Source organism: Roseibium sp. MMSF_3247 (assembly GCF_030733765.1).
GTDB lineage: Bacteria > Pseudomonadota > Alphaproteobacteria > Rhizobiales > Stappiaceae > Roseibium.
The window spans coordinates 42,287-63,071 of record NZ_JASHII010000001.1; the positions used below are offsets into that span (position 1 = coordinate 42,287).

Genomic DNA, 20,785 nt, shown 5'->3' on the forward strand with positions numbered 1-20,785 from the left:
GGAGCGGCCGGCGCGTAGAGGCAAAAAATCAAATTGGGAGTGAGGCATGGACATCAATTATACGCCGGAAGACGAGGCGTTCCGGACTGAGGTAAAGGCTTTCCTGGAGGCGGAGCTGCCAAAAGGTCTCAGTGACAAGGTCAAGGCAGGACAAAAGCTCGATGGCGAAGACTTCATGCGCTGGCAGCAGATCCTTGGGCAAAAGGGCTGGCTGGTGCCCCGCTGGCCCGAAGAACATGGCGGCTGCGGCTGGACACCGGTGCAGGTGAACATCTTCGATGAAGAAGCCTACCTTGCCGGAGCGCCCCGCGTTCTGCCGTTCGGCGTTAATATGGTCGGCCCGGTGATCATTGAATTCGGCAGTGAGGATCAGAAAGACCGTCACTTGCCCGGGATTGCCCGCGGTGAAGTGCCGTGGTGCCAGGGTTTTTCCGAACCCGGATCCGGCTCGGATCTGGCGTCCTTAAAAACGGCGGCGGTTCGCGACGGCGACGATTACATCGTCAATGGACAAAAGATCTGGACCTCATACGCCCATTTTTCCGATTGGATGTTCTGCCTCGTGCGCACCGATCCCGATGCGGCCAAGAAACAGCAGGGGATTTCGTTCCTTCTGATCGACATGAAAACCCCCGGCATCACAGTCCGCCCGATCATCACGTTTGACGGCATGCATTCGGTCAATGAAGTCTTTCTGGAAAATGTCCGGGTCCCGGCGGAAAACCTGGTCGGCGAAGAAAACAAGGGTTGGGACTATGCCAAGTTCCTGCTCGGGCATGAACGCACCGGAATTGCGGGCGTCGGCGGCTGCAAGGCCGAGTTTGAGAAGCTTCTGGATATCGCCCGGACAGAGAAGAAAAACGGCAAGCCTTTGATCGAGGATCCGCTGTTTGCGGTGAAGATCGCGCGGCTCGAGATCGACCTCAGGGCTTTGGAACTCACCAACATGCGGATGCTGAGTGGCAGTGGAACGGGTCTCAACGGGGCCTTCCCGTCTGTTTTGAAGGTCAAGGGCACCGAAGTGCAGCAGCGCATTGCCGAATTGCAAATGGATGCGGTCGGAACATATGCCTTGCCATGGCAGCAAGCGGCTATGGATCCTGCGTGGAACGGCGACACAGTCGGCCCGGATTATGCAATCCCGCGCATGCCGGCCTATATCGATCGCCGAAAGGCAACGATCTACGGCGGTTCGACCGAGATTCAGAAGAACATCATTTCAAAAACACTCCTGAGCTAAGCGGACCGGCATCATGAATTTCAATTATTCTGAAGAACAATCCCTGATTTCCGACAGTCTCGGCAAGGTGTTGAGCGACGGCTGCAGCCAGGCCACGCGCCGGTCTCTCATAGCCGGTGATCAGGACCATGATCCCGAGATCTGGTCGGCGCTCAGCGAGCTTGGAATGCTGGGCCTGCCCATCGCAGAGGCTTATGCGGGAGTTGGCGGCACCGCCGTTGACACGATGGTCGCGGCCGTCGAGTTTGGGCGTCACCTTTCGCTCGAGCCGTTCACGGCAAGCGTTGTTTTGGGCGGGGGCGCCCTTCAACTGGCTGGAACGGACGACCAGAAAAACGCTTTTCTGCCCGGTATTGCGGACGGCTCCAAACGCGCCGCGGTCGGGTTTTTGGAACCGGAAAGCCGGTTTGACCTTTCAAGTGTTGCGACCCGTGCGGAACCGGACGGCGATTGTTACCGGCTCTCCGGCCGGAAAACAGCAGTGATCGGCGCCCCGTCAGCGGACATTCTGATCGTGTCGGCCCGAACCTCAGGACATGCGGCTGATCCGGATGGTCTTACCTTGTTCCTCATACGGCCGGACGCAAGCGGTGTGGTGATGAAACCCTACCGGTTTGCAGATGGCCGGACCGGTGCGGACATTGTGCTTGAAAATGTTCCTGTGGCGGCATCTGAGATGCTGGGTCCGAAAGACAAGGCGGCAGACCTCATCGAACATATCGCAGATCTAGGGACCGCAGCACTTTGCGCAGAGGCTTTGGGAGCGCTCGAAAAAATCATCGCCATGACGACCGAGTATTTGAAGGTTCGCACCCAGTTCGGCCGTCCGATCGGCGAGTTCCAGGCACTTCAGCATCAGCTGGCCGAAATGATGATTGATTTCGAGCATGCAAAGTCGCTGGTGTTTGAAGCCGCCATGACCGCCGATAGCCCGGAGGCCCTCATTCGGAAGAAAGCTGTCTCTGCCGCCAAAGTCTACCTTGGCGAACGCGGGCGGGTGATCTGTCAAAATGCGATCCAGATGCATGGCGGCATCGGCATGACGGATGAATATGAGCTTGGTGACTATGTGAAACGGGTCATGGTCGCAGAAAAAGCGTTCGGCGATACCGACCACCATTTGGAGCGCTACGCCCGCCAGATGGCTTAGATATCGTGGCTGCTGAGCAACGCGATCGGGAGGATAGTCCTCCCGACTGCGTTAACATGTTAGCCGAAAGACATATTTTTCGCCGGGCTCATTTGAAGATCGGATCGGACAATCCGATGCTCTCGGCGTTTGGTCCGCTCCAGTAATCCTTGTGAAACGCCGTAAACGGCACGTCGAAGTCACTCACGGTATAGAGCCCGTACTTGAAATAATAGCCGTCTACCTTGTCGTTGGAATAGCCGGTTGTACCTTCAAACTGAATCATGTCCTGCCAATCGCTGTCACAGGTCTCCCGCAGGGGCGGACACTGCCGCATCCAGGCATCGATCCGGCCATCATTTTCTGGCGACCACACAATACGGTAGACATATTCGTGGTAGACGCCCTGGTCGATCCGTGGCTCCGAATAAAGGATCTGGCCGTCCCCTTCGATAGTGCCAAACCGCTCGATGACGTCGTCGCTCCAAAGGGTCACGACAAATCGGCCGTTCCAAAGCCGGTGTGAAATGTTGGGCCGCAGACTATGGCCACCTGCTCTCAGCCGTTCGTGCCACTGAGACAGGACCAGCCGGTGGTCTGCTTCCATGGGAAACGTCTCCGGGATCAATGTGGAGATCCGGTACCAGACTTCCTCGCCATTTTTAGCTACGTACATGTCGCGCAACTCAGCGCGGATCCCGGATGAAATAGGTTTGTCATCCGGTGAAATGGTGAACTTTACGGCGCGCAGATCCTTGCCCGGCATCTCAAAATCAATGAGTTCGGCGGATTCACAGTTCGCCAGCCGTTTGATGCTCAGATCATCCGGGATTTCCTCAGCGGTCATGTCACATTTGTAAGAATCTTCCTCGACAGGTACGGCTTTACCACCGATTACGATCTCGTCTTGAGCGAGTGCGGCTGACGCGCCGAAGAGCGTTAGAGCTCCGCAAACTGAACAAGCTTTTGCTTTCGATATAAGTTTGGTGCCTGTGTCGCCTGCTGTCATAGGGAAGTCCTTTTTTGCTTTCATCCATCAACTAAACGAACGCGACGGCGTGCTTATCGTTCCGTAAACACAGAATTGTGATCACAGTTATTTGGGGCCAATTGCACTTTTATCTGGAAAAGAAGGAAGTTGCTTTTTTATGCGAATGATCAAATTCGGAGCTCACCCTTCATAGATATCGGCAAAAATACTTATTATGAACAAAAAATAGGCAATAAAACTGCGTTCAGGCAAGTGTAACCATATCTAATTTATTTATTCAGATTAACTTTATAGAAGTGGTCGGATTGTTATTTCAAAAATACTATGCCGTCCACTGATCAACCGTGAACTGTTCAGGGCGAGAAAATTGGTGCCACCGCTGTAAGGCATTTCTAGAGTACGGATTTCGCAATTGCGCTCACTTCTTCAAAAACTTGCGTCCCGTTTTTCCAACTTGGGGGCGGATCAGTCCGGTAATGTCGCCATTCTTACAGCTTTGGCGTTTGTGCCGCTCATGCTGATCACGATTGGCAGCCTCGATGTCGTCCGGATGACGACCGCTCAGGCAAAACTCCAATCCACATTGGACTCAGCGACGCTTGCGGCCGCTTCTTTGAGCAACACTGCGAGTATCGAAGATACGGTAGATGAGTATGTCCGAGCCAACCTGCCCGACACCGCACCTTGGACAACTTTGAACCTGACCATAGGGAATGTCACAGATAGCCTCAACGCAAAGTCTGTCGAGATCAATGCGACCGTTGACATCGAAATGACGATTTTGAAGCTGGCCGGGATCGACACGACGAGTGTTTTGGCATCTTCAGTCGCTCAGCAAGCTGCAACAAATGTCGAAGTGGCTGTTGTGCTTGATATCTCCTCGTCCATGGGGGGGTCGAAAATTACGAACCTGCGTTCAGCTGCGAAGTCTTTCATTGACACAATGCTGAACGAAGACGATCGGGAATACACGTCCCTGAGCATTATACCGTTTGGAGGAACCGTAAATATCGGGGATTTCTACGATAGATATGCTGTGAACTCATCGACCCCGGGGGTTATCGACTCACCAAGTCCGGCTGATTACTACGTGAACAAAAACGTTCCCTACGGCAAATTCATGTTCTCTACGGAGAGAGAAGGGTGCATCGAATACACGGATGACGACTTCGACATGACCGCGATTCCGGCGAACAGCCGCCCGCAAATACCTGACTTTACCAAATGGGTCGCGACCAATCCCTGGTGTCCGTCTGACGACACCGCAATGCTTCTAAACTCAAACAACACATCCGACTTGAAGGCGTTGATTGATGACATGGACCTGTCCGACGGTACCGGCATGGACATCGGAACGCTGTGGGGTGCAAAGGTTCTGTCCAGTGACATGAGGGGGCAACTGGGCGGTGATTTTTCGGACCGGCCTGCCGATTTTAATGATGAGGACACGCTTAAGGTTGCTGTGATCATGACTGATGGCGCAATAACTGCGCAGTTTCGACCACGGGACTACACAACGACTGGTAAAATCAAAAACAGTACTCAGCAAACCATCGTGTCGAAGGGCGGTAAAAATACCTCTTCGTCCACAGCCGATAATGCGGTTGCTTACTTTAAGCGCATTTGTGAATATTTGAACGATAACAATGTTCAAGTATATACGATAGGATTTCAAATCAGTAGTGGTTCACTGCCAGACGAGCTTCTTCAATACTGTGCATCAAGTCTTTCAAATTACTATTTTGTCGAGGGCTTGAACATCGATGATGCATTCAATGCTATTGCGGCGTCGGTGAACAGTCTTCGCATCTCCGGCTAGGTTGATTTCAATGCGTGTCCTGCGAAGTCTCCTTAAAAAGAAAGACGGTGCGACTGCCGTAGAGTTTGCGCTGATCGGCCTGCCGTTTTTTGCGTTGTTTCTGTCCTGTTTTGAGATGGGGCTTTTGTTCATCCGCATGGCAATGCTGGATCATGCTGTAAACACAACCTCAAAATCAGTCTATATTGGGACAGTCACACAAGGATTGGCGAACAATACGGTTTCCAGCGATGACCTTGAGCAAGATATCTGCGATCTTGTAGGTGTTGTTGTTCCGAATTGCGCGAATAACATCACTATCGAGCTCACGGAAATCGATAACCTAGTCGATCTGCCGGACACGGACGCAGTCTGTCGCGATGAAGGTGATGAATTCGAGCCTGTTGTGAACTTCAATCCGGGCGCTGGGACCAGCATCGTGTTCATGCGGGCGTGCGTAACAACGGATGTCTATACACCGGGGTTAGGATTTGGCCTGGAGCTCTCGAAAACCGACAACAATCGGTTTGAAATAATCTCTTCAATGGCCTTCATGAACGAGCCTTTTTAAGATGCAGTTGTTCTTTAAAAGGATCCGGAGCTTTCGGGCGGCTGCAGAGGGAGCTGCCGCGGTCGAGTTTGCGCTCATTTTTCCCTTGTTGATCCTGATCTTCTTGAACACCGCCAGTTTATTTGATGGGTTCCGTGCTTCCCGTCAGCTTGAGCGAGCAGCAAGTGTGACAACAGATCTCGTTACCCGGTTCAATGGAGATACGTTTACAGAGGACGATTTCGATCTTATTGAAGCAACGGCAGTGTCGATCCTCGGAAACTATGCGACCGACAGCAATTTCATCATGACAGTTTCGAGTGTCCGCAATTTCTTCGATGATGAGGATGAATTGGAGGTTCACTGGTCAGAAAGCAATGATGACGATGCGCTTCTGGAAGATGATGATTTGGCCCAGTTTGATTTTCCGACCCTCGCAGAAGGCGACACTGTCATCGTCGTACAGTTGTCGTTGGAGCATTCAGCCTTGTTTGTAAGTGACATTGTCGGTGACTTCAGTCTGAACGATTTCCATATCCGGCGCCCTCGGTTCAAAACAGAAATAGTGCACGAAGACGACAGCTGATTGTGGCGCAAACGCCGGAATAGCGTAGTCCATGAGACAGATCTCAAGTTGCCCATTTTTCCCGAACTAAGCCTAGGTATCAAACACGCTTAGGATCTCTTTGAGAGGCTTTTTGATTTTGGCGGCGGCAGGAACAGTGGCGTTTGTTGCCGGATGGCCGACAGCGAGGATCATGACGGGCTTTTCGGCTTCCGGGCGGTCCAGAACATCGTTCAAAAACCGCATCGGATTTGGCGTGTGGGTCAAGGTGCTGAGGCCAGCATGGTGCAAAGCCGTGATCAGCACACCAGTCGCGATCCCGACGCTTTCAGGAACATAGTAGTGCTTGTAGCGTGTTCCGTCTTCATACGTGCCCCAGCGCTGTGCAAAGATCACAATCAGCCACGGAGCGATTTCCAGATGCGGTTTGTGCGCGTTGGTGCCGATCGGTTCGAGCGCCTTGATCCAGGCATCTCCCGCGCCGCCATCATAAAACTTTTGCTCTTCTACTTCGGCTGCCTCTCGAATTTGGCGCTTTAGGTCCGGATTACGGATTGCCACGAAATGCCAGGGTTGATGATTGGCGCCGCTTGGAGCGGTGCCGGCTGCGCGTATGCAGGTTTCGATCACGCTGCGCTCTACCGGTTTGTCGGAAAACTGGCGAACCGTATGCCGGGTGCGGACGTCTTCCAGAAACTCATTGGCGCGCTGGCGCATATCTTCATCGGAAATAGCCCGCCGATCCGGCATTGGCAGAGCCGTATAGACGAGGTTTGATTTGTCGATCATGGAAAGACCTTGCGCGTTCTGGCTGTTGTCCATCAGAATGAGGCTTGCCTGAGTTCCATTCAAAGGCAGCATGATTGATACTGCAGGAATTGCCAATATCATGGCAATGCAAGCTTGAGTGGAAATTGGAAAATAGAAACAATATGAGCGAATTAACGGGTCAACAGAATTAAAATTCCGCATGACTAAAAAATAGTCTTGACCAGAGAGCTGGCAGCTTTCTAGATTTTCTTGACCATTTGGTCAGGCTGACTGTGAAGAAGGCGACACGCCCGCACAATGCAGCGCGGCCATATTGCGGGGAATGTGCAAGAGCGTGAGGGAGATGCTCATTCCTTTGTTCCCGGCAAGGTTTGACTTCCAGAGACGGGCGGAGCCAGCAAGGCACGCCCATAACCAATAGGGGAATGGCAATGAAGGCACTCAAAAGTCTGGCACTGGCTTCGGTCCTTGGCGCTGGTCTGTTTGCGACCGGTGCTCAGGCTGCCGACGAGCTGACGCTTCAGTTGAAATGGGTTACGCAAGGCCAGTTTGCAGGTTACTACGTCGCTAAAGACAAAGGCTTCTACGAAGAGGAGGACCTGGATGTCACAATCAAACCGGGCGGTCCGGACATTGCGCCGCCACAGGTGATCGCCGGTGGTGGCGCAGATGTCATCATCGACTGGATGCCGTCCGCTTTGGCGTCGCGCGAAAAGGGCGTGCCGCTCGTTAACATCGCCCAGCCATTCCAGAAGTCCGGGATGATGCTGACATGCCGGAAGGAAACCGGAATCTCTTCTCCGGAGGACTTCCGCGGCAAGACGCTTGGCGTGTGGTTCTTCGGCAATGAATATCCGTTCCTGTCCTGGATGAGCCAGCTTGGCATTCCGACGGACGGCAGTGACGGTGGCGTGACGGTTCTCAAGCAGGGCTTCAATGTGGATCCGTTGCTACAGAAGCAGGCCGACTGCATTTCCACGATGACTTACAACGAGTATTGGCAGGTCATCGACGCGGGCATCCCGGCGGAAGAGCTGGTGGTTTTCAAATATGAAGACCAGGGCGTCGCGACCCTTGAAGATGGCCTCTATGTCCTGGAGTCCAGCCTGGAAGACCCGGCAATGGTCGACAAGCTGGCGCGCTTTGTAAAAGCCTCTATGAAGGGCTGGGCGTATGCTGCCGAAAATCCGGAAGAGGCAGCTGAAATCGTTCTGGAAAACGACGCCACCGGTGCTCAGACTGAAAAGCATCAGATCCGGATGGTTGGCGAGATCAACAAGCTGGTCGATGGGTCTGACGGCAAGTTGGACATGGCCGCCTATGAGCGGACCGTGAAGTCTCTCCTTTCCGGTGGGTCTGATCCGGTTATTACCAAGGAGCCGGAGGGCGCGACCTCAACGGCAGTGACAGACAAGCTCTAAGCGAAGCATCTGTCGCTCAAATAGTTCTGAAGTCGGGGCGGTTCATCCGCTCCGGCTTTTTCGTTGTTTTACACGTATTGAGAGAAAATTAGAGAATTACCTTTAAACACTACTTCATATCGTCCAGATCTGGATAGAATATGGGTATTATTGACGATAAAAATGACGAAACGATCTATGATGACGGAAGTGAAAACCGAGAAGGCATCGTAAAAAGACGCATTGGAATAAATACGCTATTTGTCGCGCCAGTCGCCGTCGTGCCTGTTTTATTCACGATCGTGTTGGTTGTTTTCGGCGCAGTCTTCATCAAGGTCTGGATCGCCGAAAAGGAAACCGCGCAGCGTGAAGTCATGGCGGTTTCTCGGATTTTTGACAGCTACCAGCAATCGCTTGTCGACGAGATGGAGCGGTACGCTGCCTCCAATGCCGCTTATATCAATGTTGTTTCCAAACCAGATGCGAACTGGATATCAGACCGGTTTGGCGTCGATATGGCCGGCGACTTTTCCCCCGACTTTTCCGGGCTGATAGAGCCGAATGATGGCCTGACATTTTCTGCCAGCCGGTCAGGCGAACCGGCGCAACCGGTGTTTCAGCATATCCTGAGCAGTGACTTTGCTAATGCGTTGCAGATGATACGTGACAATTATCTCGCCGGGCTCAGCGCGAATGAAGCTGGAGATATACTGTTCGTCGGTGATTTGGCTGATCTGAATGGATCGGATGTCTTCCGGATTAACGGCATTCCAAGTCTTGTAACCGCTTTTGCGATCGTCCCCGATCCTGGCGGTATTCCGATGGTCTATCAGGAGCCCTACATCCTGATATCCGTTTTCAAGCTGAACGACCGCAGACTGGCTGAGTTGCTGTCCATCCTGCCTGTCGAACAACTTGAGTTGTTGGATGAAGTTCCAGAAGGGATGATCGGAATTCCGTTGAAGAATGCAGCGGGTTCGAGTGTGGCTCTGCTTGTTTGGAATCCGATCAGCCGTGCAACCGGGGTTATCGTGTCTTCGATCCCGGTGCTGTTTTTATCTCTTGGAACCATTTTGATCATGGTTCTGGCGGCTTTACGTCAGATCACACAGGCCAAAAGTGAACTGGCGGTGCAGGAGCAGGAAGCGCGTCGGGCAGCGTCTCATGATTCCATGACCGGGTTCACCACACGTGCCCAATTTTACAAGGAAGCCGGCAAGCGCTTGTCATCCGAAGATGTGCGCATAAACGGCGCCAGTCTTGTTTATCTGGACCTGGATAACTTGAAAGAAGTCAACGACATTCATGGGCATATGGCTGGAGATTGGCTGATCATGAGCCAAGCCGTCCGGATACGAAAGTGTCTTGGGCCGGATGCGCTGATCGGCCGGATCGGTGGCGACGAATTTGTTATTCTGGTAGAAGGCCGGGTCGGGGAAGACCACTTCCCGAGCAATCTGGTTGGATTGTTTGATGACCTGATCGAACCAATTGAGTTTGAAGGACGCCTGATCGATGCATCCTGCAGTGCAGGGATCGCGCGGTTTCCGGACCATGGCCGAGGTATACTCGACATCATTCGATCCGCTGATGTTGCTCTTCAAAGGTGTAAAGCCGAAGGCAAACGGTCTTACAGGCTGTTTGACAATAGGATGGATGAGGAGCGCTGCGAACGCCGACAGCTTCGCAGTGAGCTGGCGACTGCCCTTCAGGACGATCAGTTTGAATTGTTTTATCAGTCGATCGTGGTGTCCGAGACGGGCGAACGGGCACACGCTGAAGCTCTTATTCGCTGGCGCCATCCCGAACGCGGGCTTGTTTCTCCAGGGTTGTTTTTGCCCATTGCCAAGGAAGCTGGGTTTACATCCGAAATCGACAATTGGGTGTTGGAGCGGGCGATCCGCGACGCCAGCAATTGGGGCGGAACCGGTGTTTCTGTCAACGTGAGCTCAAGCCAGTTTCAGAAAGAAGGGTTTGCCGAGCATGTGGCTGACCTTCTGATGACCTATGGTTTGTCTGCTGACCAATTGCTGCTTGAGATCACGGAAGACCTGGTGCTGGAGGAGGACCAATGCACCCAGAAGGTGTTCGCAGAGCTCCGTGACATGAACATCGGCCTGGCGATTGACGATTTCGGAACCGGGTATTCCAGCTTGAGTTACCTGCACAAATACCCCTTCAACACGATGAAGATCGACCGAAGCTTTGTGGCGCGCATTGGCATCAGCGAAGAAAACGACATGCTGGTCCGCACGCTCCTCGGCATTGCGAAGGTGATGGGAATGAAAACCATTGGCGAAGGTGTTGAAACCCAAGAACAGCGGGAGTTTCTGGTCAATGCGGGCTGCGAATATCTACAAGGCTATCTGTTCGACCGGCCGGCGCCGTTGGCCGAAAGCGGTTTGAAACGCGCCAGCTGACGCATTCCGTATTCAAGTGTTTAGCTTTTCGGCGTTTTGCGCATCAGGATCCAGGCGAGGAAGCCGATAAACGCAAAGGTCCCCAGGTTCATGAGTGTATCGACGGGATCACCGATAAGCATTTTCAAGCCTCCTTGGGATTATCGAGGATGAGCGCTTTTATCAGGCAAACCAGCAGCAGCATCGTTATAAACACGAAAGGCAACGCACCGAGGGCGATAAGTGTCCTCACGGCCGACATGGATCCCGAGAGGATCATCGCTGCCCCGAGTATGCCCAGCAATCCGCCCCAGATAACCTTGATCTTTGTGCTCGGGTTTTGATTTCCGCCGGTTGAAAACATGCCGAGGACAAAGGCTGCACTCACCACGCTCGTCACAATGAAGAGGAAGGCCGCCAGAATGGTTGCCAATGTGGTCAAGGTGGCCAAGGGCAGGCGATCGAGGAGTGCGAACGTCATGCGCTCTACGTTGGTCTGTGTCAAAGCCAGTAACTCGCCCTTGCCGTTGATGGTCTCAAAGATACCAACTCCGCCAAAAGCGCCAAACCAGATCGTGGAGAACAGGGTCGGGCCGATCAGGACGCCGAGAACAAATTCACGGATCGTGCGGCCCTTGGAAATCCGCGCAACAAAGACCCCGACGAACGGACCCCAAGCGATCCACCAAACCATGTAGGTGAGTGTCCAGTCCTGAAACCACCGGCCGATCTCGTCACCGTAAAAGGTAAAGGTGCGGAAGCCGGCGGGGATGACATCGGCAATGTACATGCCGATACCGCCAATCACCGAATTCATCAAGAATTCGCTCGGGCCCATGATAACTGTGTAAGCGACTAGGGCGATCGCAAGGCTCATGGCGATGTTAGAAAGCTTTGCCATGCCGGTACTGAGATCGACCATCAGGGGCGGAATATATGCAATGACCATGACAACAAAAATCAAGCCGACAAGCCACGGCGCCGCCGTCTGGGTGCCAGCAAGCACCGATACGCCATCGGCAACCTGAAATACACCCATTGCAACCGATCCACCAACCCCGATCGCGATTGCAGCAATTGCCATGAAGTCTGAAAACCAGCCAACAAGATTGGCCCACTTCTCGCCCGGGAACAGGCTTTTGATAGGCGCACTGACCAGCATCGGCGTGCCCCGCCGGAAGCTGAAATAAGCAATCGCCAGCGCCGTCGTGCCATAAATCGCCCAGGCATGAATGCCCCAGTTAAAGTTCGTTGCCAGCAGCGCGAAATCGGCAGCTTCCGGGACCGACGTCTTGTCTTTCAAGAACGCAAAATGAGTCAGGGGCTCCGCCACCGCCCAAAACAACAGTCCGACACCCATACCGGCGGCAAACAGCATGGCGATCCAGGTCGGTGTTGAGTATTCCGGCCGGTCATCATCGGCACCGAGGCGGATGTCGCCAAAACGGCTGAAGGTCAGACCAAGACAGAACAGCAGCATGATCGTGACAGACAGCATCACGAACCAGCCGCGGCTAATGAAGTACTGATCAACGATCTCGCGCGCGATAGCCTGTAGGCCTTCCGGGTCGATGACACCCCACAAGCCGACGACGGCACAAAGGCCAATGGAACACGTGAGAAGCAGGCGGTTTGAATCCAATGGGGCCTCCAGACAGAATTTGCGAACGCTAGCCCATCTTGTGATCCATGCCTAGGCCGTCAGAAGCGCGCCCGAGTATTCTAATTGCGCGAAGAAAAAACTGAGGCTCACTTCAGCCGCAGAAGTGTTCTGCCCCTCTTGACGCCAAGCCAACTCAAGTCTTCAGTTGGAAAGCCGTACTCATAAAAACGTCCAAATGAAACTCAGATTTCGCTGTGGCGCAGTTTGGCAGGATGCGATTTCTAGAGACGCCTTGGGAGGGGATGTGCTCAATCATAGTCAACCGATGGTGGAGACGTCTCCGGCTGTCTCCGATGAAATACGAAAAACCACCTGTTACATGTGTGCCTGCCGATGTGGGATCAACGTCCATTTAAAGGACGGGAAAGTCGCATACATCGAGGGCAATCGGGATCATCCGGTGAACAAGGGCGTGCTCTGCGCCAAGGGCGCATCCGGGATCATGCAGGTCACTGCACCGTCCAGATTGCGCAAACCGCTCAGGAGATCAGGCCCGCGCGGGTCGGGTGAATTTGAGGAAATCAGCTGGGAAGAAGCGCTGAAAACAGCCGTTTCCTGGCTGGAGCCGATCCGCAAGGCCGCTCCTGAAAAGCTGGCATTTTTCACCGGTCGCGACCAATCCCAGAGCTTCACCAGTTTCTGGGCGCAGAACTTCGGTACCCCCAACTATGCCGCTCATGGCGGCTTTTGTTCGGTCAACATGGCAGCCGGCGGTATCTACACGATCGGTGGCGCCTTTTGGGAATTTGGGCAGCCGGATTGGGATCGCACGAAGCTCTTCATGCTGTTCGGTGTGGCCGAGGATCACGATTCCAATCCGATCAAGATGGGCCTCGGCAAACTGAAGGCGCGGGGCGGTAAGGTCATCGGTGTGAACCCGGTCCGGTCCGGCTACAACGCCATTGCCGATGAGTGGGTTGGAATCACTCCGGGCACGGATGGACTGTTCATTTTGTCTCTCTGCCATGTGCTTTTGAGAACTGGACATATCGATCTAGACTATCTGGCAGGCTTCACAAATGCGCCCTGTTTGGTGATCGACAATCCAGGGTCTGACGACCACGGATTGCTGCTGAAAGATGCTGACGGCAAGTCCCTTGTGATCGACCGGGTGACCGGAAAACCGGCACCATTCGACCAGAAAGGTGTCCGACCGGATCTCGGTGCAGAATATGACGCAGATGGCGTGTCCTGCAGGACCGTCTTTCAGCATCTGGCGGAGCGCTATCTGGATGATGCCTACGCCCCGGAGGCGGTCGCCGAAGCCTGCGGCGTAACTGCCGGCAAGATCCGGGCTGTTGCCGCAGAGCTTGCACGCGTGGCGTTCGAAGAAGCATTCGAGATCGACCAACCTTGGACCGATTTCCGCGGGGAAACCCATCAGACCATGCCGGGACGGCCGGTGAGTTTTCACGCCATGCGCGGGGTTTCTGCGCACTCCAATGGGTTCCAGACCTGCCGGGCGCTGCATGTGCTGCAGATCCTGCTTGGAACGGTCGAGGTTCCGGGTGGTTTCCGGTTCAAGCCGCCGTACCCGAAGCCGGTCACGGCGCACCCGACGCCCCATTGCAAGACCCAGCCGGATTGTCCGCTGGATGGCCCGCATCTTGGCTTCGTCCGCGGCCCGAACGATCTGGCGTTGAAAGACGATGGCACGCCGGCACGCATCGACAAGGCGTTTTCCTGGGAAAACCCGATGTCGGCTCATGGCCTTATGCACATGGTCATCTCCAACGCCCATGCGGGCGATCCTTACAAGATCGACACGCTGTTCCTTTACATGGCGAACATGTCCTGGAACTCCTCCATGAACACCCGTGGTGTCATGGAGATGCTGACGGATAAAGATGAGAACGGCGACTATGTGATCCCGAAGATCATCTATTCGGACGCCTATTCCTCGGAAATGGTCGCTTATGCGGATCTGATCCTGCCGGACACCACGTATCTGGAGCGTCACGACTGCATCAGCCTGCTGGACCGGCCGATCTGCGAAGCGGATGCGGCAGCCGATGCGATCCGCTGGCCGGTGATTGAGCCGGACCGCGATGTCCGGGGCTTCCAATCCGTCCTTGTGGATCTCGGAGCACGGCTTGGCCTGCCCGGTTTCGTCAATGAGGATGGCAGCGCCAAATATGCAGACTATGCCGACTACATCGTCAATCACGAGCGCCGGCCGGGGATCGGCCCGCTCGCTGGTTTCCGTGGGAATGGCGAGCAAGCTGGCCGCGGTGAGGTGAACCCGGCCCAGTTGGACCGCTACATTGAAAACGGCAGTTTCTTCGTCGAACATATCCCGGAGGAAGCGGCGTTTTATAAGCCCTGGAATGCGGCCTATCAGGACTGGGCGGTGAATCTGGGTCTGTTCGACAGCCCGCAGCCCTATCTCTTTGAGATCTATTCCGAGCCCATGCGCCGGTTCCAGCTGGCCGCAGAAGGGCGCGGTGACCGGCAACCGCCCGATCGTTTGAGAGATCAAGTCAGGCAAGCCTTCGACCCGCTCCCAGTTTGGTATCCACCACTCAGCGATACCATTGCGGACCCAGACGCCTATCCGGTTCATGCGCTTACCCAGCGGCCAATGGCGATGTATCATTCCTGGGGCAGTCAGAATGCCTGGCTCCGGCAGATCCACGGCCGGAACCCGCTGTATGTGCCGACCCGGATTTGGGAAGAAAATGGCTTCTCAGAAGGTGATTGGGCAAAGGTAACCTCGCCCCATGGGGAGATTGTTGTGCCGGTTGCTCACATGGCAGCGCTCAATGAAAACACCGTGTGGACATGGAACGCCATCGGCAAACGAAAAGGCGCTTGGGCGCTGGATGGGGATGCGCCGGAGGCAACCAAAGGCTTCTTGCTCAATCATCTGATCCACGAGCTGTTGCCGCCTAAAGGCGATGGCCTCAGGTGGTCAAACTCCGATCCGATTACCGGACAAGCTGCCTGGTTCGATCTGCGGGTACGGATCGAGCGTGCGGAGCCGCCCCCGGAAAGCCAACCGGCTTTTGATCCCATCAAGTCCCCGGTTGGAACAGGCCCGAATACCGTTCGACAGCAGGTGCGCTCATGACCCAGTTGCCGGAAACCACAGACAAGAAGCTCGGTCTCGTTATCGATCTCGACACCTGCGTCGGCTGTCATGCCTGCGTGACCGCGTGCAAGGGTTGGAATACGGAAAACTATGGCGCACCTCTGAGTGACATGGATGCTTACGGCAAGGACCCGGTCGGGTCTTTCCTCAACCGCATCCATTCCTTCGAGGTTCAACCGGAGAATGGGGCAGCGCAGACGATCCATTTTCCGAAGTCGTGCCTGCATTGCGATGATGCGCCGTGCGTCACCGTATGCCCGACCGGCGCAAGCTACAAACGCCGTGAAGATGGGATTGTTCTGGTCAATGAAGATGCCTGCATTGGCTGTGGCCTGTGTGCCTGGGCGTGTCCTTATGGGGCCCGGGAACTCGATCAGGCCGAAGGTGTGATGAAGAAATGCACCCTTTGCGTTGATCGGATCTACAACGAGAACCTGGAAGAAGTGGACCGAGTGCCGGCCTGTGTCAGAACCTGTCCCGCTGGCGCCCGGCATTTCGGGGATCTCGGCGATCCGGACAGCGATGTGTCCCGCCTTGTTGCCGAGCGCGGTGGGTTCGATTTGATGCCCGAACAGGGAACCAAGCCGGTGAACAAGTATCTTCCCCCGCGACCGAAGGATAAGCTCGCGGAAGTATCGGCCGGTTCGGACACGATGCAGCCAGTTGCCGAAACGCCAAAGGGCTTTTTGCGCTGGCTCGACAAAGCATTGGAGGCGCTCTGATGCATCCTGCTCCCTCAGTCATCATTTTCACGGTGTTGTCCGGGCTCGGATTCGGATTCCTGGCCTGGCTGGGTCTTGGTCTTCCGGCGGTCACCGGCTGGACAGCGTTTTTCGCTTATCTGATCGGCTTTGCGCTCGCAGTCGGCGGGCTGCTTTCGGCAACCTTTCACCTTGGCAATCCGCAGCGCAGTCTTCTGGCCTTCACCCAGTGGCGATCAAGCTGGCTGTCGCGTGAGGCCTGGCTGTCCGTGCTTGCGCTTGTCTTCATGGGGATTCACGGCTTTGCAGCCGTTTTCTTCGACATAACGCTGGCGCCGATTGGCGTGACTGGTGCATTGCTTTGTGTTGCAACAGTGTATGCCACCGCGATGATCTATGCGCAGCTCGCCACCGTGCCGCGTTGGAACCATTGGCTGACACCTTTGCATCTTGTGTCCCTATCCCTGGCGGGTGGCGCTATCCTCGCCGGACAGGGTTTCGGCGCCGTTCTACTGCTTGCAATTGCCGGGTTGGTTCAGAGCCTTTACTGGATCTTCGGAGACCGCCGTTTTTCCGAACGCGGACACACGATGGAGACCGCGACCGGACTTGGCGAGCGCGGCAAGGTGCGCCTGTTTGAGCCGCCTCATACCGGCACGAATTATCTTCTGAAGGAGATGGTGTTCACGGTTGGCCGGAAGCATGCGCAGAAGCTGCGGATCATCGCATTTGCGCTCAATTGCGTGCTGCCGATCGTACTGATCGCCCTGTTGCCTGCCAGCCTGTCGGTTGTCGCTGTTGCAGGAATTGCCTTCCTAATCGGAACGTTTGCCTCGCGCTGGTTGTTCTTCGCCGAAGCGGAACATGTCGTCGGGCTTTATTACGGCAAGCGGTAACAAAAACGCAGGCAAGGAAGCCTTGCCTGCGTTGATTTTCTGACACTGTAGTCGGAGTTATTCCGCAGCTTCGGGCACCGCCATCGGGTTGTTCGGATGGGTTGTCCAGTTGGCGTATTTCTCCTCGACCACCTTGTTGGTGCGCGGATCAATGGTGCCGGGGGCCATCTGCTCCATGGTGATGCAGTTCTCAACCGGGCAAACGTTGACGCAAAGGTTACAGCCGACGCATTCCTCGTCGATCACCTCGAACTTGCGCGCGCCATCCACCATGTTGGTGATTGCCTGGTGGGACGTGTCCTCACAAGCAATGTGGCAACGGCCGCACTGGATGCAGAGATCCTGGTCGATCTTCGCCTTGGCAATGTAGTTGAGGTTCAGATGCTGCCAGTCTGAGGCGTTCGGAACCGCCCGGCCGACGACCTGATCAACCGACGTATAGCCCTTTTCATCCATCCAGTCGCTGAGGCCCTCAATCATGTCCTCAACCACCTTGAAGCCGTAGGTCATAGCGGCTGTACAGACCTGCACGGACCCGGCACCAAGCGCCATGAACTCCGCCGCATCGCGCCAAGTGGTCACGCCGCCAATGCCGGAAATCGGCAGGCCGTGTGTTTCCGGGTCGCGGGCGATTTCGGCCACCATGTTGAGCGCAATCGGTTTCACGGCCGGGCCGCAATAACCGCCATGAGCGCCCTTGCCGTCGACCATGGGGGCCGGTGACATGGCATCTAGATCGACGCTAACGATGGAGTTGATCGTGTTGATCAGGGAAACCGCGTCCGCACCGCCCGCTTTTGCGGCCTGCGCCGGTTTACGGATGTCGGTGATGTTCGGCGTCAGCTTGACGATACAGGGCATGCGGGAGTGCTTTTTCACCCACCGCGTGACCATCTCGATGTATTCCGGCACCTGACCTACAGCGGATCCCATGCCGCGTTCGCTCATGCCGTGCGGACAGCCGAAGTTGAGTTCCACACCGTCTGCCTCGGTGTCTTCAACTGCCTTGAGGATATCGATCCAGTTCTGCTCTTCGCAGGGAACCATCAGCGACACAACCAGCGCACGGTCTGGCCAATCACGTTTGACCTGTTTGATCTCCCGAAGGTTGACCTCCAGTGGGCGGTCGGTGATCAGCTCGATGTTGTTGAGCCCGATCAGTTGCCGGTCCTTGCCGTGAATGGCTCCGTAGCGCGGCCCGTTGACGTTGACGACCGGGTCGCCATCGCCAAGCGTTTTCCAGACAACGCCGCCCCAGCCTGCCTTGAAGGCGCGGACAACGTTGTATTCCTTGTCCGTCGGTGGCGCGGAGGCCAGCCAGAACGGGTTCGGCGACTTGATGCCGATAAAATTTGTCGTCAGATCAGCCATGTGTTTCTCCCTCGGCCGTTCAGGCGCTCAGCGCGGCGTTGATGGCTTCTGCGGCGATCTTACCGTCTTCGACGGCTGCGACCGTAAGGTCTTCGCCGCCAGCAACGCAGTCGCCGCCCGCCCACACATCATCGAGGCTGGTCTTGCGGTCCGCGTCCACCACAATCCGGCCCTTATCGAGGGTCAGGGCGCCACCGAGATCCGTATCCACCAGTGTCTGGCCGATGGCCTTGAAGACCATATCAGCTTCGAGTGTTACGATTTCACCGGTTCCGGCTAGGGATCCATCTTGATCCTGTGTCCGTTCCAGTTCAATCCCCGTAACCGAGCCGTTTGCAGCCACAAGTGCCTTGGGCTGTGCCCAAGTCATGATCTTGACGCCATTGGTCTGCGCAAGGTGTTGCTCATATTCGGATGCGTTCATGCGATCCTGACCGCGCCGATAGGCAATGGTGACATCATCGGCACCGAGCAGCTTGGTCTGAACTGCGATATCGACCGCGGTCATGCCGCCGCCGATAACGACCACCCGCCGGCCAACAGGAAGTTTTCCAAGATCGTCAGCCTGGCGCAGGTTGGCGATGTAGTCGACAGCATCCAGAGAGCCGCCCTTGTCTTCACCGTCAAGGCCAAGCGCGTTCACGCCGCCGAGGCCAATGCCGAGGAACACGGCATCGTAGGACGCGCGCAGATCGGCGAGGTCCAGATTGTCGCCAAGGCGGGAGCCGGTCTTGAGTTCGATGCCGCCGATCGAGAGAACAAACTCGACTTCACGGGCCGCAAAATTGTCGACGGATTTGTAGGATGCAATTCCAAATTCGTTCAGACCGCCTGCCTTTTCGCGCGCGTCGAACAGGGTCACATCATGACCGTGCATGGCGAGGCGGTGCGCACAGGCAAGACCAGCCGGGCCGGCGCCGACCACGGCAACTTTTTTGCCAGTGCTGGCCGCCCGTTGATACGGCTGCGTTTCATTTTCGGCCATGTAGTGATCAGTGGCATAGCGCTGGAGCTGACCGATCTGAACCGGCTTGCCTTCTGCGACTTCGCGCACACACACCTGTTCGCACAAGGTTTCCGTTGGGCAAACCCGGGCGCACATGCCGCCGAGAATGTTCTGGTCAAAAATGGTCTTCGCCGATCCGGTCGGATTGCCCGTTGAGATCTGGCGGATGAATTGCGGAATGTCGATGCTGGTCGGGCACGCTTGCATGCAAGGTGCGTCGTAACAGAAGTAGCACCGGTCTGCCTCGACCTGTGCCTCGTGCGGTTCCAGCAGCGGATGCAGATCGCTGAAGTTTTCAGCGTAAGCTTCCTGAGGCAAGCGTCCGGCGGCAATATCGGGGCCGGCTTTGGTCTGGGTCATGAAGATCTCCGGAAGGTTGGCGATCGTTTTTGGGAACGGCATCCTTCGTTCTTTTGAGGCTGCTCGTTGGGGTATTGGGCAAAAATTTGAACAGTTAGTCAAATATTTTTAGAACAATTAAAAACTGGAGGCAAAAACTCAGCAATAATATTACTGAAACATCAGTGGTTTAGTTTATATTTTGGGCGTGATTAAATTTGCGCCATAGGGCAAAATAGTGCCAAACAAGCCGGTTCGGCTGGAGTGTTTTCAATCAGATATGCCGATTTGCGGCAGTTTTGCGGATCGAAAAACACACCGCATGGCGGTCAGGTGGAGTCATGGTGAGAGGAAAATACCCTTGAGCGGGAATGTCGAGACTGACCGATTGCTGCTCACGAGACCCAGACTTTCCGAGGTACCTGAGTTCTACGGTTTTCTTGGGGATCCGTGGGCAATGCAATTCACCCAAATCGACAAGGATCTGGCGTCATGCCGAAAGCGGATTGCGGTCCATGAGTGGCGCCGCCGGCGGGACGGATTTGCTCCTTGGACATTCCGGGTAAAGGGAGAGCCGGAAATTATCGGTTGGGGTGGACTGTATGATGATCCGTTCGACCCCGGATGGGGGCCGGAGCTCGCGTTTTTCTTTCATCCCAAAGTTTGGGGCCAGGGATACGGCGTGGAACTGTCGTTGGCAGCGCTTGAGGTCGCCGACATCAAGATTGAATTGCCTCTGGTGTCGGCGTTTGCGCACCTGGAAAATGTAGCATCCCAGAAACTGTTGCAGAAGGTCGGGTTTCAGCCGGAGCGCCATGTTGAGAGCATGAACCGTATACTCTACCGACGGCGCCGCCCGGCCCGCTAAACGAGGT

16 protein-coding genes are annotated in these 20,785 nt (G+C 55.3%); 11 read left to right on the top strand and 5 right to left on the bottom strand.

Features of this window, described 5'->3' with window-relative positions; genetic code table 11:
• The first annotated feature begins 46 nt into the window (after positions 1-46).
• On the top strand, positions 47-1,240 hold the full coding sequence (locus RBB44_RS00190; protein WP_306147921.1) for an acyl-CoA dehydrogenase family protein: 1,194 nt from the start codon (positions 47-49) through the stop codon (positions 1,238-1,240).
• 13 nt (positions 1,241-1,253) lie between these two features.
• Positions 1,254-2,390 carry an acyl-CoA dehydrogenase family protein gene (locus tag RBB44_RS00195; protein WP_306147922.1) on the top strand — a complete coding sequence of 379 codons (1,137 nt, stop codon included), beginning with the start codon at positions 1,254-1,256 and terminating at the stop codon, positions 2,388-2,390.
• An 88-nt stretch (positions 2,391-2,478) separates the two neighbouring features.
• Here the strand turns inward: RBB44_RS00195 and RBB44_RS00200 are convergent, their stop codons facing one another.
• A complete protein-coding gene (locus RBB44_RS00200; protein ID WP_306147923.1) occupies positions 2,479-3,378 on the bottom strand; it encodes a heparin lyase I family protein in 900 nt (299 codons plus the stop codon).
• A gap of 436 nt (positions 3,379-3,814) precedes the next feature.
• Between RBB44_RS00200 and RBB44_RS00205 the strand changes: the two genes are divergently transcribed.
• From RBB44_RS00205 to RBB44_RS00215, 3 genes are read left to right on the top strand one after another with little or no spacing between them, the layout of a single operon-like run.
• On the top strand, positions 3,815-5,179 hold the full coding sequence (locus RBB44_RS00205) for a TadE/TadG family type IV pilus assembly protein (protein ID WP_306148332.1): 1,365 nt from the start codon (positions 3,815-3,817) through the stop codon (positions 5,177-5,179).
• A gap of 10 nt (positions 5,180-5,189) precedes the next feature.
• Positions 5,190-5,729, top strand: a complete 540-nt coding sequence (locus RBB44_RS00210; protein WP_306147924.1) for a TadE/TadG family type IV pilus assembly protein — start codon at positions 5,190-5,192, stop codon at positions 5,727-5,729.
• A 1-nt stretch (position 5,730) separates the two neighbouring features.
• Positions 5,731-6,294, top strand: a complete 564-nt coding sequence (locus RBB44_RS00215) for a TadE/TadG family type IV pilus assembly protein (protein WP_209180846.1) — start codon at positions 5,731-5,733, stop codon at positions 6,292-6,294.
• A gap of 72 nt (positions 6,295-6,366) precedes the next feature.
• Here RBB44_RS00215 and RBB44_RS00220 read toward each other — a convergent pair whose 3' ends face one another.
• On the bottom strand, positions 6,367-7,023 hold the full coding sequence (locus tag RBB44_RS00220) for a nitroreductase family protein (protein WP_371932259.1): 657 nt from the start codon (positions 7,021-7,023) through the stop codon (positions 6,367-6,369).
• Between the two features lie 452 nt (positions 7,024-7,475).
• Between RBB44_RS00220 and RBB44_RS00225 the strand changes: the two genes are divergently transcribed.
• Together RBB44_RS00225 and RBB44_RS00230 are read left to right on the top strand one after the other, a co-directional pair.
• A complete protein-coding gene (locus RBB44_RS00225; RefSeq protein ID WP_133949476.1) occupies positions 7,476-8,465 on the top strand; it encodes an ABC transporter substrate-binding protein in 990 nt (329 codons plus the stop codon).
• Positions 8,466-8,605: 140 nt separating this feature from the next.
• Positions 8,606-10,864, top strand: a complete 2,259-nt coding sequence (locus tag RBB44_RS00230) for a bifunctional diguanylate cyclase/phosphodiesterase (RefSeq protein ID WP_306147925.1) — start codon at positions 8,606-8,608, stop codon at positions 10,862-10,864.
• 124 nt (positions 10,865-10,988) lie between these two features.
• Here the strand turns inward: RBB44_RS00230 and RBB44_RS00235 are convergent, their stop codons facing one another.
• Entirely contained in the window at positions 10,989-12,485 is a 1,497-nt protein-coding gene (locus RBB44_RS00235) for a BCCT family transporter (RefSeq protein WP_306147926.1), read from the bottom strand.
• A 286-nt stretch (positions 12,486-12,771) separates the two neighbouring features.
• Between RBB44_RS00235 and RBB44_RS00240 the strand changes: the two genes are divergently transcribed.
• The 3 genes from RBB44_RS00240 to RBB44_RS00250 are packed head-to-tail and all read left to right on the top strand — an operon-like array spanning position 12,772 to position 17,194.
• Entirely contained in the window at positions 12,772-15,576 is a 2,805-nt protein-coding gene (locus tag RBB44_RS00240) for a molybdopterin oxidoreductase family protein (RefSeq protein WP_306148334.1), read from the top strand.
• Positions 15,573-16,319, top strand: coding sequence for a 4Fe-4S dicluster domain-containing protein (locus RBB44_RS00245; RefSeq protein WP_306147927.1), 747 nt, complete (start codon positions 15,573-15,575; stop codon positions 16,317-16,319). Before RBB44_RS00240 ends, RBB44_RS00245 begins: the two co-directional genes overlap by 4 nt.
• Positions 16,319-17,194, top strand: a complete 876-nt coding sequence (locus tag RBB44_RS00250) for a DmsC/YnfH family molybdoenzyme membrane anchor subunit (RefSeq protein ID WP_306147928.1) — start codon at positions 16,319-16,321, stop codon at positions 17,192-17,194. The genes RBB44_RS00245 and RBB44_RS00250 overlap by 1 nt, the downstream gene beginning before the upstream one ends.
• A 57-nt stretch (positions 17,195-17,251) precedes the next feature.
• On the opposite strand, the gene preA is transcribed toward RBB44_RS00250, so the two are convergent.
• Positions 17,252-18,565, bottom strand: coding sequence for an NAD-dependent dihydropyrimidine dehydrogenase subunit PreA (gene preA, locus RBB44_RS00255; protein WP_133949467.1), 1,314 nt, complete (start codon positions 18,563-18,565; stop codon positions 17,252-17,254).
• A gap of 19 nt (positions 18,566-18,584) precedes the next feature.
• A complete protein-coding gene (locus tag RBB44_RS00260; protein WP_306147929.1) occupies positions 18,585-19,931 on the bottom strand; it encodes an NAD(P)-dependent oxidoreductase in 1,347 nt (448 codons plus the stop codon).
• Between the two features lie 301 nt (positions 19,932-20,232).
• Between RBB44_RS00260 and RBB44_RS00265 the strand changes: the two genes are divergently transcribed.
• A complete protein-coding gene (locus RBB44_RS00265) occupies positions 20,233-20,778 on the top strand; it encodes a GNAT family N-acetyltransferase (protein WP_306147930.1) in 546 nt (181 codons plus the stop codon).
• The last annotated feature ends 7 nt before the right edge of the window (positions 20,779-20,785 follow it).

Excerpts from the sequence above, each read along its gene's own strand:
- RBB44_RS00190 (WP_306147921.1), top strand. The coding sequence starts at position 47 with ATGGACATCAATTATACGCCGGAAGACGAGGCGTTCCGGACTGAGGTA.
- RBB44_RS00195 (WP_306147922.1), top strand. The coding sequence starts at position 1,254 with ATGAATTTCAATTATTCTGAAGAACAATCCCTGATTTCCGACAGTCTC.
- RBB44_RS00200 (WP_306147923.1), bottom strand. The coding sequence starts at position 3,378 with ATGACAGCAGGCGACACAGGCACCAAACTTATATCGAAAGCAAAAGCT.
- RBB44_RS00210 (WP_306147924.1), top strand. The coding sequence starts at position 5,190 with ATGCGTGTCCTGCGAAGTCTCCTTAAAAAGAAAGACGGTGCGACTGCC.
- RBB44_RS00215 (WP_209180846.1), top strand. The coding sequence starts at position 5,731 with ATGCAGTTGTTCTTTAAAAGGATCCGGAGCTTTCGGGCGGCTGCAGAG.
- RBB44_RS00220 (WP_371932259.1), bottom strand. The coding sequence starts at position 7,023 with ATGCCGGATCGGCGGGCTATTTCCGATGAAGATATGCGCCAGCGCGCC.
- RBB44_RS00225 (WP_133949476.1), top strand. The coding sequence starts at position 7,476 with ATGAAGGCACTCAAAAGTCTGGCACTGGCTTCGGTCCTTGGCGCTGGT.
- RBB44_RS00230 (WP_306147925.1), top strand. The coding sequence starts at position 8,606 with ATGGGTATTATTGACGATAAAAATGACGAAACGATCTATGATGACGGA.
- RBB44_RS00240 (WP_306148334.1), top strand. The coding sequence starts at position 12,772 with ATGGTGGAGACGTCTCCGGCTGTCTCCGATGAAATACGAAAAACCACC.
- RBB44_RS00245 (WP_306147927.1), top strand. The coding sequence starts at position 15,573 with ATGACCCAGTTGCCGGAAACCACAGACAAGAAGCTCGGTCTCGTTATC.
- RBB44_RS00250 (WP_306147928.1), top strand. The coding sequence starts at position 16,319 with ATGCATCCTGCTCCCTCAGTCATCATTTTCACGGTGTTGTCCGGGCTC.
- preA (WP_133949467.1), bottom strand. The coding sequence starts at position 18,565 with ATGGCTGATCTGACGACAAATTTTATCGGCATCAAGTCGCCGAACCCG.
- RBB44_RS00260 (WP_306147929.1), bottom strand. The coding sequence starts at position 19,931 with ATGACCCAGACCAAAGCCGGCCCCGATATTGCCGCCGGACGCTTGCCT.
- RBB44_RS00265 (WP_306147930.1), top strand. The coding sequence starts at position 20,233 with ATGGCGGTCAGGTGGAGTCATGGTGAGAGGAAAATACCCTTGAGCGGG.